Annotated in this window: 12 protein-coding genes and 1 tRNA gene; 5 read left to right on the top strand and 8 right to left on the bottom strand. The window is 38.0% G+C overall.

All coding sequences use genetic code 11. The features are described 5' to 3' along the window. Window positions 1-136 precede the first annotated feature (136 nt). From RDV52_RS07895 to RDV52_RS07880, 4 genes are all read right to left on the bottom strand, one after another. The gene (locus tag RDV52_RS07895; protein ID WP_115098567.1) at window positions 137-1438 is read right to left on the bottom strand and encodes an IS1380 family transposase; all 1302 of its coding nucleotides are present in this window, start codon (window positions 1436-1438) and stop codon (window positions 137-139) included. Between the two features lie 161 nt (window positions 1439-1599). After that, the gene (locus RDV52_RS07890; protein WP_004366178.1) at window positions 1600-3771 is read right to left on the bottom strand and encodes a S9 family peptidase; all 2172 of its coding nucleotides are present in this window, start codon (window positions 3769-3771) and stop codon (window positions 1600-1602) included. A gap of 8 nt (window positions 3772-3779) precedes the next feature. Then, entirely contained in the window at window positions 3780-5696 is a 1917-nt protein-coding gene (yidC, locus tag RDV52_RS07885; protein ID WP_004366179.1) for a membrane protein insertase YidC, read from the bottom strand. 3 nt (window positions 5697-5699) lie between these two features. After that, window positions 5700-7307: a CTP synthase gene (locus RDV52_RS07880; protein ID WP_004363449.1), complete on the bottom strand. Its 1608-nt coding sequence runs from the start codon at window positions 7305-7307 to the stop codon at window positions 5700-5702. 376 nt (window positions 7308-7683) lie between these two features. Here RDV52_RS07880 and RDV52_RS07875 point away from each other — a divergent pair, with 376 nt between their 5' ends. After that, window positions 7684-8862 carry an IS4 family transposase gene (locus RDV52_RS07875; RefSeq protein WP_115098550.1) on the top strand — a complete coding sequence of 393 codons (1179 nt, stop codon included), beginning with the start codon at window positions 7684-7686 and terminating at the stop codon, window positions 8860-8862. 305 nt (window positions 8863-9167) lie between these two features. Here the strand turns inward: RDV52_RS07875 and RDV52_RS07870 are convergent, their stop codons facing one another. Continuing rightward, window positions 9168-9977 (bottom strand): hypothetical protein, encoded by an 810-nt coding sequence (locus tag RDV52_RS07870; RefSeq protein WP_004366180.1) that lies wholly within the window; start codon window positions 9975-9977, stop codon window positions 9168-9170. Between the two features lie 174 nt (window positions 9978-10151). On the opposite strand from RDV52_RS07870, the gene RDV52_RS07865 reads away from it, so the two are divergent. The 4 genes from RDV52_RS07865 to RDV52_RS07850 all read left to right on the top strand — a co-directional run bounded on the left by RDV52_RS07865 (window position 10152) and on the right by RDV52_RS07850 (window position 13247). Further along, entirely contained in the window at window positions 10152-11426 is a 1275-nt protein-coding gene (locus RDV52_RS07865; protein ID WP_040556787.1) for a replication-associated recombination protein A, read from the top strand. A gap of 6 nt (window positions 11427-11432) precedes the next feature. Further along, on the top strand, window positions 11433-12389 hold the full coding sequence (locus tag RDV52_RS07860; RefSeq protein WP_004366182.1) for a D-2-hydroxyacid dehydrogenase: 957 nt from the start codon (window positions 11433-11435) through the stop codon (window positions 12387-12389). Window positions 12390-12424: 35 nt separating this feature from the next. Beyond that, a complete protein-coding gene (locus RDV52_RS07855; protein ID WP_004365184.1) occupies window positions 12425-13060 on the top strand; it encodes a trimeric intracellular cation channel family protein in 636 nt (211 codons plus the stop codon). 113 nt (window positions 13061-13173) lie between these two features. Beyond that, window positions 13174-13247, top strand: a tRNA-Arg gene (locus tag RDV52_RS07850). A 177-nt stretch (window positions 13248-13424) separates the two neighbouring features. Here the strand turns inward: RDV52_RS07850 and groL are convergent. From groL to RDV52_RS07835, 3 genes are all read right to left on the bottom strand, one after another. Continuing rightward, on the bottom strand, window positions 13425-15050 hold the full coding sequence (gene groL / locus RDV52_RS07845) for a chaperonin GroEL (protein ID WP_004366183.1): 1626 nt from the start codon (window positions 15048-15050) through the stop codon (window positions 13425-13427). Window positions 15051-15170: 120 nt separating this feature from the next. Continuing rightward, window positions 15171-15440, bottom strand: a complete 270-nt coding sequence (locus tag RDV52_RS07840; protein WP_004362744.1) for a co-chaperone GroES — start codon at window positions 15438-15440, stop codon at window positions 15171-15173. Between the two features lie 487 nt (window positions 15441-15927). Next, a complete protein-coding gene (locus tag RDV52_RS07835; RefSeq protein ID WP_004366186.1) occupies window positions 15928-17841 on the bottom strand; it encodes a RecQ family ATP-dependent DNA helicase in 1914 nt (637 codons plus the stop codon). Window positions 17842-17865 lie beyond the last annotated feature (24 nt).

Raw genomic sequence — 17865 nt, 5'->3', positions numbered from 1 at the left:
ACTTTTATATATTGAAGTGACATTTTTGGGCTCTATCCATTGATATGGGGATTTTCTGGGATTTTTGGTTCTTGCATAGACATGAAATCCCCCACCCAAACCAATGGGGAATGTGAGAACCACAAAGACATGCTGTTTATTCAAGGAATACCTCAGAGTAGTATGCTTTATTTGTATATAGGTTCAGAACGTTCCGCCTTCCTGTTCGTACCCATTTTGCTGGTACACTGACAAAATGCAGGATAAAGGCTTTCAGCCTGCTTGTCTTTTTCAATGGCTTGACCTTCTCGCTGATATGACGGACGAGATAGAGATAGAAGTTTTTCAGCATGGCGGTAACCATCATGAAAACCATGTTCTCAGCCATAAAGGAAAATGGCAGATGTGCCCAGCCGAAGTCATTGTTCTGTATGTCGAAGTTCTTTTCGCTCGCTCCACGTTCATTGTAGAATGTAATGATGTCCTTCTCGGTAGATGTCCGGTTGTTGGTAAGGATACAGCGGTATGTGTATATCACTCCGAACATATCCGTCTGTTCCCTGCCGTGCTTGTCTTTCAAGGGAGTACGCTGTACGACAAGCCTGTATGACTTTCCTTCGATGAGGTCGTCCATGCTGACGGAGGTGACATCGCACCTCTCATAACCAACCTCAACGCTCTTCCATTCTTCCAGCTGGCGGAAGTCCTCACACCGGCTGCCGCAGTTGGCAGCACGTATATAGAACGTGTTGCAGCGCGGCTCTACGGTCTGGATGATTTCCTTCGAGAACGACCCGCAGTCGGCACGGAAATGCTCTATCACAACACCAAGTTCGGAGGTCACACGGTCCATAATGCGACGGAGCGTGTCCTCCTGATGGAATTTCACATTGGTGTTCCCGTCACGGTTCTCACCTCCGACTATGATGCCCCCGATGGAAGCCCAGCCTGGGAAATAACCATGATCCTGCTTGTAGGAATACTTTGCATCGAACTTGCGGGATGGAATAAACTGGTGGTCAAAGTCCAAGTCAACATGACTGCCCGCCTTTATAAGCCCCATTCTACGTATCATCCGTAAAAGTAAGGTGTTCAGCTTCTCTGCAGTATTGAAACTATAAGACTTGCCTGATGTCTCGCTCTTGTAGATAATGTTCTCTTCGGCAAGCTCCTTCAGTCCACGTCCCACGGTGTCGGCACCGGGTAATAGCGTGTCAGGCCTCTGCTTGAACTGCCCTATAAGCGCATTGATGTCCTCAAGGCATTCTCCACCACAAAGGTAACTGAAGAAGAGAGAGCCGAAAATGCTTCCATGGCTGAATGCCTTGCCACTGCTTCCGCGTCTGCCCAACACGGATTCGGTAAGTTTTTCAAAGCCCAACTTTGAAAAAACATCCATAATGTGATAAATTCCTCCGAAAGAAGTGATATTCTCGTTTTTAATTGCTACCTTTGTCATGTCAGATTTTTGCTTACTTGTTATGTTTGTTGCACTAAGATTAGGTGAAAATTCTGACATATCCAAGTGTTTTGAGGACTTTGTTTCTCAGGCACTTGGATTTCTTAAAAGATTTTATGCTGCGGAATTGAGGTTATTATTGATAAAAGTTCATTTCGTTTTTATTTCTTTAGCCAGCGGTCGAGCCAGTTGAAGAAAGTACGTTGCCATAATATTCCATTCTGTGGTTTCAATACCCAATGGTTTTCGTCTGGGAAGAGTAACAGTTCGGCAGGAATACCACGTAAGCGTGCAGCATTGAATGCTCCCATACCCTGCGTTGCATTAATACGATAATCTTTCTCTCCATGAATGCAAAGAATAGGAGTGTCCCATTTATCAACATCAAGATGGGGACTATTCTCATATGTACGTGTTGCTGCAGCTGTACGGTCCTTATTCCAATATGCATCATCATATTCCCAATTACTAAACCAGACTTCTTCAGTATCAGTATACATACTTTCGAGGTTGAAAGCACCGTCGTGAGCAATGAACGCTTTGAAGCGTTTGTTGTGATGCCCTGCCAAATAATAAACAGAGAACCCACCAAACGAAGCACCTACAGCACCTAATCTATCTTTATCTACGAATGGAAGATTATTTGCAGCATCGTCTATTGCTGATAGATAGTCTTTCATACATTGACCTGTCCAATCTCCACTAATTTCTTCATTCCATTCACTACCAAACCCAGGCAATCCTCTACGGTTTGGTGCAACAATTACATATCCGTTTGCTGCCATTATCTGGAAATTCCAACGATAGCTCCAGAATTGTGATACTGGGCTTTGTGGACCTCCCTCACAGAAAAGAAGAGTTGGATACTTTTTATTCGGGTCAAAATGAGGAGGAGTGATAATCCATACCAACATATCTTTCCCATCAGTAGTCTTTACCCAACGTGGTTTAACTTCTCCAAGTGCAAGCTGATCATAAATATGTTTATTTTCAAAACTCAACTGTATTTGTTCACTCTGCTTATCTTTCTTTGCAGGTACTATGGAAAATATCTCAGTAGCCTGTTTTATGCTTTGACGTAAGCCTAACAATTTCCTTCCCTTATCGCCTAATAGCGCAATTGAGACATAATTATGCTGTCCATCGGTTAATTGCTTAATTTCGCCTTTTAAGTTAGTTTGATAAGCATTTACAGTACCATGCCAAACACCTATAAAATAAAGTTCCTTTGAATTTGGAGCCCAAACATAGTCATCTACGTTAGAGTCAAATTTCTCTGTAACATAGGTTTTCTTCCCCGTACTGAAATCATAAACACAAAGACGATTACGATCGCTTTCATATCCATCGTTCTTCATACTCTGCCATGCAATATACTTTCCATCAGGAGAGAACTTAGGATTAACGTCGTAACCGACATTGAAATCACCATCTTGATGATTTACCTTTTGATTACGAAGCGACTTCGTCATGTTTATTTCTGGCGCAACATAGTCTGCAGGTTTACATAAGTTCACCGTTTTTTTTGTGTCTATATTGTAAAGGTATATGTCAGCATCGGTTGATACAGCATATTTTACACCTTCTTTTTTCCTACAAGTATAGGCTATCTGTTTCGAATCTTTACTCCAGTCGAATTGTTCTATCCCACCAAATGGAGCAAGCGGACTTTCGTAAGGTTCACCTTCTATAATATCCACATCGTTCTTACTAATACCATTGGCAGTAATTTCTGCAACAAACGGATGTGCAATAGTTTCTACATAATGATCCCAATGACGATAATTCATGTCGGTTATAAGACGACCAGATGCTTTTGGAAGGTCGGAAGGATTTTTCTTAATTGTACCATAATAAGGGATACTCTTTATAAGTAGGACCTTCTTCCTATCTGGAGAGAAGCGGAATCCTTCTATTTCTATATCTGAAGATGAAAGCTTTTTACGATAAGAACCGTCTGAATTCATAGACCAAATTTGTCCATCGAGAAGAAAAGCTATGGTATGGTCATCTAACCATGTAGGACTTACTTCGCTTTTTGCAGATGTTGTAAGCTGACGTACATTCTTTCCATCGGAATCCATTACACAGATTACTTGGTGTCCTCTATTTTCCTTCACACTATAGTAACCTACTTGGTAAACAATTTTATTGCCATCAGGGGAAGCTTGTGCATTTCCAATTCTTCCCATCGCCCACAATGTTTCGGGAGTCATAACATTTTTACTAAGTGTTATGTTATGCTTTCCGATGTTAGTCGCTTCTTGGGCATTTACAATTCCACAATTCATAACAAGTGCAGTTGTAATAGCAATTGAAACATTTTTGTTCATAATTTTAGTTATTTATTTTTATTTAGGTTCTGTCTTCTGCGTTCTAATTCTGCTTGTTGTTTCTGTTGCATCTCTTGAATAGCCTGCATACGTGCTGCCAATCCGCTCTTTTTCTTCGGATTTTTCTTGTTTTCTTCGCGTCGGGCTTCCAATATGGCGAGCAACTTCTCGTCGTTTGTCGTCTTGCGCAAGGTCCACATAATGGCAGCAGAGAAAAACAATGATACAAAATAATAGAAGTTCAAACCTGAAGAGTAATCATTGAACATAAAGAAGAAGAACACAGGCATAAGGAACATCATATATTGCATCACCTTCATCTGATCTGCTTGTTGACCAACCATTTGATCCTTCTGTTGCTGCATGGTAAACCAAGAATAAAGAATATTAGCAGAGCAAAAAAGAATACAGGTTAATGAAAGATGGTCTCCAATTAACCACAGATTTTGATTCCAAGAAATAATAGGATCGTATGTACTTAAATCGTTTATCCACAAGAAACTCTCTCCACGCAACTGTATTGCATTTGGAACAAAATTGAACATCGCAATCCAAATAGGCATCTGAATGAGCATAGGCAAACAACCCGACAACGGACTTACTCCATATTCAGAATACATTTGCATCATAGCCTGTTGTTTCTGCATCTGGTCTTCAGGTTTGTTATATTGTTTTGTTGCTTCTTCAAGCTTTGGTTTCAGTACACGCATTTTTGCAGAACTCATATAGCTCTTTTTCACCATTGGATAAGTAATAAACTTCAAAAGCAATGTAATGAGGATTAATACAACACCCATAGGGAAGAATTTGCTTAACCAGTCAAACACATAGATTGTGAACCAACGATTGATAATACGGAATAAAGGCCAGCCAAGGTTTACCAATTGTTGCATTTCAAGATCTTTTCCAAAATGACTTTCTTTATCTATGCCTTGCAATAAACGGAAATCGTTAGGACCAAAGTAAAATTCAAACTCTGATGCTTTTACTCCAGTGGGATCGAACGTTGTATTTAAATTTGCCTGATATAATTTCAGATAGTGTGTTTCCTTCGCCAAAGGTGTACTTTTAAGATCACTTCCCGTAGAAAAACCATCTTTAGAGATTATTACAGCTGAGAAGAATTGGTTTTTAAATGCAACCCAATCAAGCATATTTTCTGTCTTCTTATCATCTTCTTGCGCTTCACTTAGATGTTCAGTACCACCTTCCGACTTTTTATAAGTGATTGTTGCATAGCGATTCTCGAAAGAGTGTCCAAGTTCTTGTTGTGTACATTTATCTTGCCAGTCTACAACCAATTGATTTTTTCCAGGATTGAACAAACCATTCATTCCTGTTGCCTTCACACTTAAACGCAACATATAATTATTGGTTAGTTTATAATCCATGACGAAAGTCTTACCATTACCTGCTGCAGCTGTCAATGTAAGCGTAGAATCCGTCAAGTTAGAAGGAGTAAAATAAAGATTTTGTGTTTCAATATTTTGGTTTTTAGTAGCCAAAATGAAATTCAAATTCTGATCAGCTCCATTAAAGAGGGTTACATAATTTTTATCGTTCTTACGATCTTTACTTGCAACATTATGTCCTTTATAACCTTTTATTATTGCTTTTCTTACAACTCCGCCCTTTGTATCGAACGTAAGTGCAATCTTAGAATTTTGTAGCACAATTTCCTTCGCTACACCTTTCGTTGCTGTATAGAATAAAGAAGTTGTATCTGTATCAGCTGCATTTATTTTATTTACAGTTTTAGAAGCTGCCTTTTTCTGTTCGGCTATTTTTCGAGCATTTGCAATAGAATCTTTTACAAATTCAACACGTTGTTGAGCAATTTCTTCATCTGAAGGGGCTTGCCACCATGCAAAGCCGAAGAGAACGAGAGCGATGAGTACAAACCCAGTGATAGTATTTTTATCCATTTTCTATTTTTTCTTATTTTCTATTGCTGTCTTAATAAAATCGAGGAAAAGTGGGTGCGGTTTAAGTACAGTAGATTGGTATTCTGGGTGGAATTGTGTGCCAATAAACCATTTTAAAGATGGTATTTCCACAATCTCTACGAGATCGCTTTCAGGATTGCGTCCAACACACATCATTCCATTTTCTTCGAATTCTTTTTCAAAATCATTATTGAATTCATATCGATGACGGTGTCGTTCATGAATACATGCTTGCCTATAAATATTAAATACACGGGAATTTTGTCGCAATACACATTCATAAGCACCAAGGCGCATTGTCCCCCCCATATTGGTAATATTCTTTTGTTCTTCCATAATGTCGATAACATTATGTTCTGTCTTTTCATCCATTTCGCGCGAATTAGCATCTTTATATCCTAAAACATTGCGTGCGAACTCTATTACCATCATTTGCATTCCCAAACATATACCGAAGGTTGGTATATTATTCGTTCGGGTATACTTTATAGCTACTAATTTTCCTTCGATGCCACGTTGTCCAAAACCTGGACATACAACAACTCCATCAAGATTTTTCAATCTTTCAGCTACATTTGCTTCTGTTAGATGCTCAGAATTCACAAAATGAAGTATGGTTTTATGGTCATTATAGGTTCCTGCTTGTAAGAGTCCTTCACGAATACTCTTATAAGCATCTTGTAAGTCGTATTTTCCTACAAGTCCTATATGCACTTCTTCCGTAGCGTTACGCAATTTATCAAGGAATTTTTTCCATGGTCCTAATGTTGGAGCAGGTTTCACTTCTTCTCCGCACTTACGTAAAATAGCAGCATCAAGACCTTGCGCTTGCATATTCACAGGAACTTCGTATATGCTTGGCATATTCTCGCTTTGTACAACGCAGTCTAAATCTACATTACAGAAAGCTGCCACCTTTTTTCGGATATCATTATCAAGATGTCTATCGGTACGTAATACTAATATATCTGGTTGGATACCTACGCTTTGCAATTCTTTTACGCTATGCTGTGTCGGCTTTGTTTTCAGTTCACCAGCAGCACTGAGATAAGGAACGTATGTAAGGTGCAAATTAATGGCACGTTTACCCAATTCCCATTTCATTTGTCTAATAGCTTCAAGAAAAGGTGCAGATTCTATATCACCTATCGTTCCGCCTATTTCTGTAATAACAAAATCGTAATGATATTTTTTCCCTAACAGCTTGATATTCCGTTTTATCTCATCTGTGATGTGAGGTACAACTTGAATTGTTTTCCCAAGATAATCTCCATGTCTTTCTTTATCAATGACGCTTTTATAAATGCGTCCTGTAGTCATAGAATTGGCTCTTGTGGTTTGAATGCCTGTAAATCTTTCATAATGCCCCAAATCAAGATCTGTTTCCATACCATCAACTGTAACATAACATTCTCCATGCTCATACGGATTTAATGTTCCCGGGTCTATGTTGATATAAGGATCGAACTTTTGGATAGTAATATTGTAACCTCTTGCTTGAAGAAGTTTTCCAATAGACGATGAAATTATTCCCTTCCCAAGTGAGGAAACGACACCGCCTGTTACGAAAATGTACTTTGTCTCAGTCACGATTATTCTTTTATATTTATTGTTCCTGTAAGAAAGGAATCAATTTACAACTTGCAAAGATAATAAAAAACTAATGAACTTCCACTTAATATACTGTTTTTTCTAATAGAAACTAAAATATTCCATAAAAACAAAGGAGAACAAAGAAAAACTTTCATTGCGCCCGATAAAACTTTTCCGCATCCGCATCAATCTATTTTATTGTGTGAAAGACAAGACGGAATGCATCGCTCAAAATTTATAATAGAAAAATACTAGTGGTGCAATAAAATTGAAGCCACTTCTATATTGATTTGATATTTAATCAGTTATAACGTTCTTAGTTTTTTTGATTTGAAATGGTAAGAGTAATTTTGCAGCCTAAATCTGCAAGATTATGAATATTGGAAAGTACATATTCTCTCAAGTCATAGACTTTGTTCCTCGTTACCAGTTTGATAAACTTGTCACGAAATATAAAGGTGATAGACATTCAAGAGAATTAAACAGCTATAATCATCTGTTACATTTATTGTTCGGTCAGATTACTGGCTGTGATTCCTTAAGAGACATATGTATGTGCCTGACAGCACATCATAATATATTGTATCATTTAGGAATTCGCAAAACAGTCACTCATTCTTCGTTATCTCGAGCCAATGAGAACCGCAACTATCACATATACGAGGAACTGGGCAAATATCTCATTGAACAAGTACGTCCATTGTATTCAGAGACAAAATTGTCAGAGGTATCTGTTGACAATGTACTTTATGCTTTAGACTCCACAACAATATCAACAAGCATAGTGCTTGCAACCTGGGCTTTGGGTAAATACAGTAAGGGAGCAGTTAAAATGCACACATTACTTGATTTACATGGAAGCATTCCTGCCAGCATTCATATTACAGACGGCAAATGGCATGACAGTAACGAACTGGATAGGATTGAGCCAGAGCCACTTGCATTTTATATGATGGATAAGGCATATGTGGACTTTGATGCATTATACAGATTTCATAAGGCTGGTGCATTTTGGATTTGCCGTCCAAAAGACAACATGCGATATGAGATTGTAGACCACAAAGAAGACTTTGATGTAAGCACTGGAGTAAGAGGCGATTTTACAATACGCCTAACTACATGCAAATCCAGAAAGCTATATCCTGAACATATCCGAAAAGTGTGTTACTATGATGCAGTCAACGGTAAAGAAGTCGAATTCATAACCAATAACTTTGAGATTGAAGCATTAGAAATTGCAAATCTCTATAGACACAGATGGGATATTGAGGTCTTCTTCAAATGGATCAAACAAAATATTGTTGTCAAGACTTTATGGGGATTTTCAAAGAATGCGGTAAGCACCCATCTGTGGGTTGCAATTATCACATATCTTCTAATTGCCAAGATGAAGCATGAGTACAAAAGCCCATATTCAATAACAGAGGTGGCTACTTTAATAAGAATTTCAGTACTTGAAAAAGTAAACTTGAAAGAGCTTATAACGGAGCAAGACCCTCTTCCATCTCATAATCAATATGTCAAAGAACGATCTCTTTTTGATGATATTTAATTACCGTGCAATTTTATTGCACCAGTACTAATAGAAAAATAAAAATTTGTAATTATAATTTTTAATTTTATAATTAAAAATCATCTGCATTTTAATAAAAATAATATCCCAATCATTCAACACTTATATTGCATCTGATATATACATTGCAACATATTAATTTTCTATGACTGGCATTAAAGCAAATCGGTTATTGGAAAAGTGCTTCTTCTACAATTCCAATAACCGATTTGAATTGAATTATTAGGAGGGAAAAGTATTATTACAATACATTATCGGACACATTAATATATGGGCTTCAAAATTTAAAAGCCGTCGTCTGTTATATCTTCTGCCTGTATATCTAAATCTTCTGGGGAAGTCTCAAAAGTTGTTCGATAACTCTCTTCAATAAAATTATCGTCATCGAAGTCTTCGTCGTCATTATCTCCATCATTATCTTTAGGAAATTCATCATCTTCTACATCATCAAAATCATCTTCTTTCCCTTCAGGAATTCTCTCATTTGTATTATCAGGTTCTATATCGCCTGCGTCTGGAGTTTCAGCAATTTCTTTCACAAAGATTGCTTCTGTCCATCCCCCTTTATTTATTTCAAGGACTTCATATCCTGCCGAAACCTTCTTTTCATACAATCCACCCTTTTGTCTCAATCGAGTAGTTGGCAGTGTAGTTGTTGTTACTTCAAAAGCACTCAAAATAATATCTTGTACATTTTTTGGTAAACTATCCCAGCCACCACCGAAATTTCTTTCGAGAACTTCTATAAGTTTTCTTGCTGAAATATGATGTATATTGTCTTTTGTGAGGTCTGAAATACGATTAATAGTTTTTTTCTTTATCGCCCATTTTACGACAACGCCGTCATCTAATCGTACCTGACCTACTTTGTAGCCGCGTTCTTCATATTTATCTATTACTTCTATTTTATCTACTTTTATCTCTTCGATAGTAAAAGCGCTTTTAATAATATCGAGATAATGGTTTTCATTATCTTTTAGGTCTGCATCACGTTCTGCTTGAGACCACAATCTGAATACGTCATTCTCTTGAATATTCCAAACTGTAGATTTTGTTAAATTCTTCAATGAAAGTGATTTTTTTTGTTGCTTCATGTCTTTTCTTTATTACAACCTTTTTTATAGATAAGTGGTGCAAAATTAAATACTAAAAACTAAATCTGCAAGAAAATTTTAGTAAAAATATATATGTAACGAAAAATCAATCAAAGTGGTTGTGAAAATAAAATAGAATTCTTATCTTTGCATACATCATATATAATGAACAGAATGGAACCATTAGCAGAAAGAATGCGTCCACACACGCTTGATGAATATGTTGGGCAAAGTCATTTAGTGGGGAAAAATGCAGTCCTGAGGAATATGATAGATTCAGGGCATGTTCCATCATTCATTCTGTGGGGTCCTCCTGGAGTAGGGAAAACAACTTTAGCACAAATTATTGCAAATAAACTTGAAACTCCATTTTATACTTTATCGGCTATTGCGAGTGGTGTAAAAGATGTACGTAATGTAATAGAAAGAGCTAAAAATGGAAGATTTTTTAATTCAATTTCACCTATCTTATTTATTGATGAGATACATCGCTTCTCCAAATCTCAACAAGACTCATTGCTTGGAGCTGTTGAGAAAGGCATAGTTACACTTATTGGCGCAACTACCGAAAATCCTTCTTTTGAGGTTATTAAGCCATTATTATCAAGGTGCCAAGTTTATGTTCTTAAAAGCTTAAATAAAGAAGAGCTGCTTAAATTGCTTACGAACGCAATTACGCAAGACACCTATCTCAAAAAAAAGAACATTGAGCTTAAGGAAACCGAAGCTTTATTACGATATAGTGGCGGTGATGCCAGAAAGTTATTAAATATCTTCGAACTTACAATTGATGCATCAAAACAGAATAACGATATTGTTATTACAAACGAACGTGTTACAAAATGTCTACAACAAACACCTCTTGCATACGATAAAGATGGAGAAATGCACTATAATATTATCTCTGCCTTTATCAAATCGATTCGAGGAAGCGATCCTGATGCCACACTCTATTGGATGGCAAGAATGATAGAAGGAGGGGAAGATCCTGAATTTATTGCCCGTAGATTGATTATTAGTGCAGCAGAAGATATAGGATTAGCCAATCCCAATGCTTTACTTTTGGCAAATGCGGCTTTCGATAGTGTGATGAAAATAGGTTGGCCTGAAGCCAGAATTACTTTAGCCGAGGTTGCAGTTTACTTAGCTGTATCACCAAAAAGCAATTCAACTTATCAAGGAATAGGTGCAGCGTTAGCAGAAGTTCGTAACAGTGGAAATCAACCTGTTCCACTTCCACTATGCAATGCTCCTACAGAATTAATGGCATCGTTGGGTTATCATGATGGATATAAAAATCCTCATGAACATCCAGCACATTTCATAGAACAACAGTATTTGCCAGATATGCTTACAGACAAACGTTTTTGGCACCCACAACATTCGCCACAAGAAGACAAATACTATCAATGGATATTACAATGTTGGGGAGACAGATACAAAAAATAAAAGAAAATGAAAATAGTAGATTTAGATGGTTATGCAGCTAACCCTGGAGATATCTCATGGGACGGCGTAAAAGAATTAGGAGAATTCACATTTTATGATTATTCTGAGGATAATCAAATTATTGAAAGAGCTAAAGATGCAGAGATTGTTCTTGTCAATAAAATAAATATGACAAGACAAATTATCGAACAATTACCCAGACTAAAATACATCGGAGAATTGGCTACTGGTTATAATAATATTGATTTACAAGCAGCCAAGGAACACGGTGTTGTAGTAACAAATATTCCTGCATACAGTACCGATAGTGTTACACAGTTTGTCTTCGCTCATTTATTAAACGTTGCAACCCATATTGACCATTACGCTTGTCAAACACGTAAAGGCATTTGGAGTTCAAAAAAAACATTTTGTTATTGGGACGAACCTCTCTTCGAACTTGCTGGAAAAACATTGGGGATAGTTGGATTAGGACATATTGGAACAAAAGTCGCATGGGTCGGACACATGTTAGGCATGGATATCTCGGCTTATACAAGCAAAAGTAGCAATGAATTGCCAGAATGGGTTCGTAAAACTACATTAGAAGGACTCTATCATACTGCAGATATCATTACACTCCATTGTCCGTTAACAAAAGAAAACACACGTATGATCAATAAAGAAGCGTTAGCACAAATGCTACCTGGTACAATTTTAATAAATACTGGACGAGGTGCACTGGTTGATGAGGAGGCCGTTGCCAATGCATTAGAAGAAGGACACCTAAAAGCATATTGTGCTGACGTTATGGAACAGGAACCTCCACGCAAAGATAACCCATTAATAAAACAGCCAAATGCTTATATTACACCACATATTGCATGGGCTACGTTAGAAGCACGCCAACGATTAATGGATATTTGCGTTGAAAATATTAGAATGTTTATAGCAGGTAGTCCACAGAATGTTGTAAACAATTAAGACGTTATTTTTTTAACATCGCACAAAAACAAACTATGACATTCAACGACCCACAGTTCGCTGGTGCTCTCTTAGAACTTATTGAAGGATTAGGAACATTGGCTTTCGCTATTTCAGGTATAAGGCATGCAGCAGAAAAACATTTCGACTGGTTTGGAGGATATGTATGCGGATTTGCAGTAGCTATAGGTGGCGGAACTATTCGCGATACTATATTAGGTGTTAAACCTTTCTGGACAACCGACATTCGTTATTTGTGTGTTACTGCCATTGCCTTATTCCTGGCTATAATATTAAGGAAACGTATGAAGAAACTAAACAATACATGGTTTGTTTTTGACACCTTGGGTTTAGCTTTCTTTACAATTGCAGGAATGCAGAAAACCCTAACATTCGGATTTCCTTTCTGGGTTGCTATTGTTATGGGCTGTATTACAGGAGTTGCCGGCGGTGTTATTCGCGATGTCCTATTAAATAATGAGCCCGTTATCCTCCAAAAAGAAATCTATGCAATCGCAAGTGTTGCAGGTGGTATACTCTATTACATACTATTAATATTAAATTTCAGTATCACTTTCACTGTCATTGCAACATTTCTCCTAATTGTCCTAATTCGTTTTGTGGCTGTGTATTATCATATCCAATTGCCCGTTTTACGAGATGAAGATTAATTTTATAATGAAAAAATATAAGAATAATTTGGCAGTAATAATAAAAAGTCGTACCTTTGCACTCGCAATTAAGGAAGCAATATAATTGTTCTGAGAAATGCAATGAGAAGATTGGTTCCGTAGCTCAACTGAATAGAGCATCTGACTACGGATCAGAAGGTTGTGGGTTTGAATCCCGCCGGAATCACAAAGAGTTTAGATTATTTTATCTAAACTCTTTTTATATTTAAAATTATAAAACCATTTATAAACCCTGTCAGACTCCATTAAAAGTTTCTGACAGGGTTTTCATCTTTATTGATTAAGAGAAATCTGAATAGAAGAAATTACAGTCTATCTCTTATTCTTCTGCTTATCAAGCAACTTACATCATACCTCCCATACCAGGATTCATTGGAGCAGCAGGAGCTTCCTCAGGTTTATCAACAACAATACACTCTGTCGTGAGGAACATACCTGCGATTGAAGCTGCATTCTCCAAAGCAACACGAGCCACCTTGGCTGGGTCGATGACACCTGCCGCACGCAAGTCTTCGTACTTGTCGCAACAAGCATTGTAACCGAAATCGCCCTTGCCTTCACGTACTTTATTGACAACTACTGCACCCTCTCCGCCGGCATTAGAAACAATCTGACGAAGCGGTTCCTCTATGGCACGGCAGACAATATTTATACCTGTCTGCTCGTCAGGGTTATCACCTTTGAGGTCTTTCAATGCTTCTTGCGCACGAATATAAGTAGTACCACCACCTATAACAACACCTTCTTCGGTTGCTGCACGAGTTGCACAGAGTGCATCGTCTACACGGTCTTTCTTTTCTTTCATCTCAACTTCAGAGTTAGCACCCACATAAAGCACTGCAACACCACCGGCAAGTTTTGCCAAACGTTCCTGAAGTTTCTCCTTGTCGTACTGGCTCTTTGTATTTGCAATTTCGCTCTTGATAGCGTTTACACGTTCTGCAATGCTCTCTTTAGAGCCTGCACCGTCTACGATTGTTGTGAAATCCTTAGAAACAGTTACTTTCTTAGCTGAGCCCAACATTTCGAGTGTAGCCTTGTCGAGTGTCAATCCCTTGTCTTCGCTGATAACAACACCGCCTGTGAGTACAGCTATGTCTTCGAGCATAGCCTTGCGACGGTCGCCGAATCCTGGAGCCTTAACAGCGCAAATCTTCAATCCGCCACGCAAACGGTTTACTACCAATGTGGTCAAAGCCTCTGAATCGACATCTTCTGCGATAACTAACAATGGACGACCACTCTCGGCAGCAGGCTGCAAGATAGGCAAGAAATCTTTCACGTTAGAAATCTTCTTGTCGTAAAGAAGGATATATGGATTCTCCATGAGCACTTCCATCTTGTCCGTATCTGTTACGAAATAGCCTGAAAGATAGCCATGGTCGAACTGCATACCCTCAACAACGTCAATATTGGTGTCGCGAGTCTTGCTTTCTTCAATGGTGATGACACCGTCTTTTGATACCTTGCGCATAGCATCAGCAAGCAACTTACCTATTTCAGGGTCATTGTTGGCACTTACGGTTGCCACCTGTTCTATCTTGTCGTAGTTGTTGCCAACAATTTCGGCATTATTCTTAATGAAGCCTACAACTTCATTGACAGCCTTGTCGATACCGCGCTTCAAGTCCATTGGATTGGCACCGGCAGCCACATTCTTCAAACCCTCCGTAACGATAGCCTGTGTCAAGATAGTTGCTGTTGTCGTACCATCGCCGGCATCGTCTCCAGTCTTGCTTGCCACACTCTTAACGAGCTGTGCACCGGCATTCTCGAAACTGTCTTCAAGTTCTATTTCCTTTGCTACCGTAACACCATCTTTTGTGATTTGAGGAGCACCGAATTTCTTTCCAAGAACTACATTTCTCCCCTTAGGACCTAATGTTACTTTTACAGCATCGGCAAGTTGGTCTACACCGCTTTTAAGCAATTCGCGGGCATCTTTGTTGAATTTAATATCTTTAGCCATTTTGTTTATCTTATTTTATATGTTCTTTTTCTCTATGTTTTGTTTGTTGCGACGTTCCCATACAGCCACACTCTATATATAATAAGGTGTAAATGCACAGAAAATCCTCGCTTTTGTTTCTTATTCTACGATAGCAAGAACGTCGCTTTGTCGCATCATAAGATACTTCTCACCCTCGTTTTCGATTTCAGTACCGGCATACTTGCCATAGAAAACTTCGTCGCCGACCTTCAAAATCATATCTTCGTCTTTTGTACCGTTACCAACAGCAACCACCTTGCCACGCTGTGGCTTTTCTTTTGCTGTGTCGGGAATAATAATTCCACCTACTTTCTGCTCTGCCTCGATAGGAAGAACAAGCACTCTGTCTGCTAATGGTTTAATTTTCATAATTATTTATTTTAAAGTTTTTTGAATGTTCTCGTATACATAAACACTTCTTATTGTATATTCGTCAGTGGTTATACGAAAACTGTGCCAAAAAGAATGCCTAATAAAAATAATACAATGAAAACATTGTACAAACTATTTGATAAAGCAAAATAGTCGTTCTCATCAATCCAAAAGATGTGTTTTGTTCGATAAAACGCACCCTTTCACCTCACAAAACAGGTTCTTTTAAAAAATACACATAAATATGTGGAAACCTGGTAATTATGAAACTCTTGCAAAAGAATTCTGTTATTTTTCTCACAGTCCCACCTCTACTTATTTAAAGAATCCCTATATAGAGATAGATACTCAAGAAAATGATGAAAAGATAAGATATATTATATGGCATAATATTGTAAGACTCTATCAAAAGAAGGATTACTGTCAATATTGTCAGTAATATATGTCATATTTGTCATAGCTGTTTTAATTCAAGAGAAGGTGCCTATTTGGAATTCCAATAAAGATAACTTCCGTCCATGTATATATATTCTTCGGCAATAAGTTCTTTCAAAACTATTCGCAATGTGTCTTGATTCGTTACGGAAGCAGTACCGTCCATGCACTTTAATTCGGTAACATGATGTTTCTTGCCATCTGATAATAGATTGAATATGGAAGCTCGTAACATTCTTTTCAATTCTTTATCCTCGCCTTTATAGGCTAAACAAACATCACAGTAGCCACAATCTACGCTTCGTTTTTCTCCAAAATAGCGTAAGAGTTGTCGACTACGACATATATAATTGTTTTGGATGTAACTTATCATAGCCACAATACGTTTTTCAAATTTTTCTTTTCTATCTTCGTAGATAGCTTTCGGGATTTCTAATTTCTCACTATCAACACGATTTTGGAGATATTTTATTATGGGGATATTCTTACGTGGAATAAAATTTATAATTCGTCTCCGACTGAGGTCTTGTAGTATATGATAAGTCTGATTTCTATCCAACCCGACCACATCTGCTATATAGCTTTCATCAACATAACGATAATCTGTAAACAAACCTGGATAATTTCGCAATAAAGCAGAAATTACTGTTTCCTCTTCACCTGTTTGTTCTCCTAATCTATATAATTCATCGCGCGCTAAAATGAAACGAATGCGAGCCTTAGTATCTGGATCTGGATTATAATCAATATACCCTGCAAGTTTCAATATCTGCAAAGCGGCATTTACTTGGATGGGGAAATGATGGAAATAAATGCAGAATTTATCGATGGGAAACTCGAAAGTAGTATCTCTCCCACTATCTACACCTATCTGATAGAAGTACGCTAAATGTTCGTAAATAGTACGTATGTCCTCTTTTGTAGGGAAATTCTCTTTTACTCGCTTCTTTAAATTACGCTCATCGTTACCAGGGGTATGGAGTAAAATTGCATACGATTTTCCACCATCTCTACCTGCTCGCCCCGCTTCTTGGAAATAGGCTTCGATTGAATTAGGTGGATCAAGATGTATAACCAAACGAACATTAGCTTTATCGATACCCATTCCAAAAGCATTAGTAGCAACAATAACACGTATTTCATCAGCTTGCCACTCATTTTGGCGTTTGTTTTTATCTACATTTTCTAATCCTGCATGATACCACGTAGCAGAGATTCCGTTCTTAACTAAGAACTCAGCAGCTTCTTTCGTACGTTCCCTACTCCGGCAATACACAATGGCAGAACCATTTACGGACTGTAAAATATGAAGCATTTCATTGAATTTTTCTTGCGTCGTGCGCAAAACATAAGAAAGATTCTTTCGCTCGAAGCTCATTCGAAACACGTTCTCTTTGGCAAATCCTAATCTCAACTGAATATCTTTAACAACTTCTGGAGTAGCCGTTGCAGTAAGTGCAAGCAGAGGGACATTGGGAAGTAGTTTTCTGACATTTATGATTTCAAGATAAGAAGGACGGAAATCATACCCCCATTGACTGATGCAGTGAGCCTCGTCTACAGTAATAAAGCAGACCTTCATGTGTTTTAATTTTGCTTGAAACAGCTCAGACCCAATACGTTCAGGAGAAATATAAAGTATTTTTATACCGCCGAAAATACAATTCTCGAGTGTTGAGACTATTTCATCGCGTGATAAACCAGAATGTATTGCCGCTGCCTTGATGTGTCGGTGGCAAAGATTGTCTACTTGGTCTTTCATCAACGAGATTAAAGGAGTGATGACAATGCACACTCCTTCCTTTGCCAATGCAGGTACTTGGAACGTTATGGACTTGCCTCCACCCGTAGGCATCAGTCCCAGCGTGTCTTTTCCGGCACCTATGCTCTCTATAACTTCGCTCTGAATACCTCGGAAATCAGGATAATTCCAATATTTATGAAGAATTTCTTTGTAAGTCATAACACGACTGTTGCCCAGCTGAGT

The sequence above is a fragment of the Prevotella nigrescens genome, from assembly GCF_031191185.1.
Classification (GTDB): domain Bacteria; phylum Bacteroidota; class Bacteroidia; order Bacteroidales; family Bacteroidaceae; genus Prevotella; species Prevotella nigrescens.
Note: the sequence above shows the minus strand (reverse complement) of the source record. Positions and strands in the feature narration are given on the sequence as shown.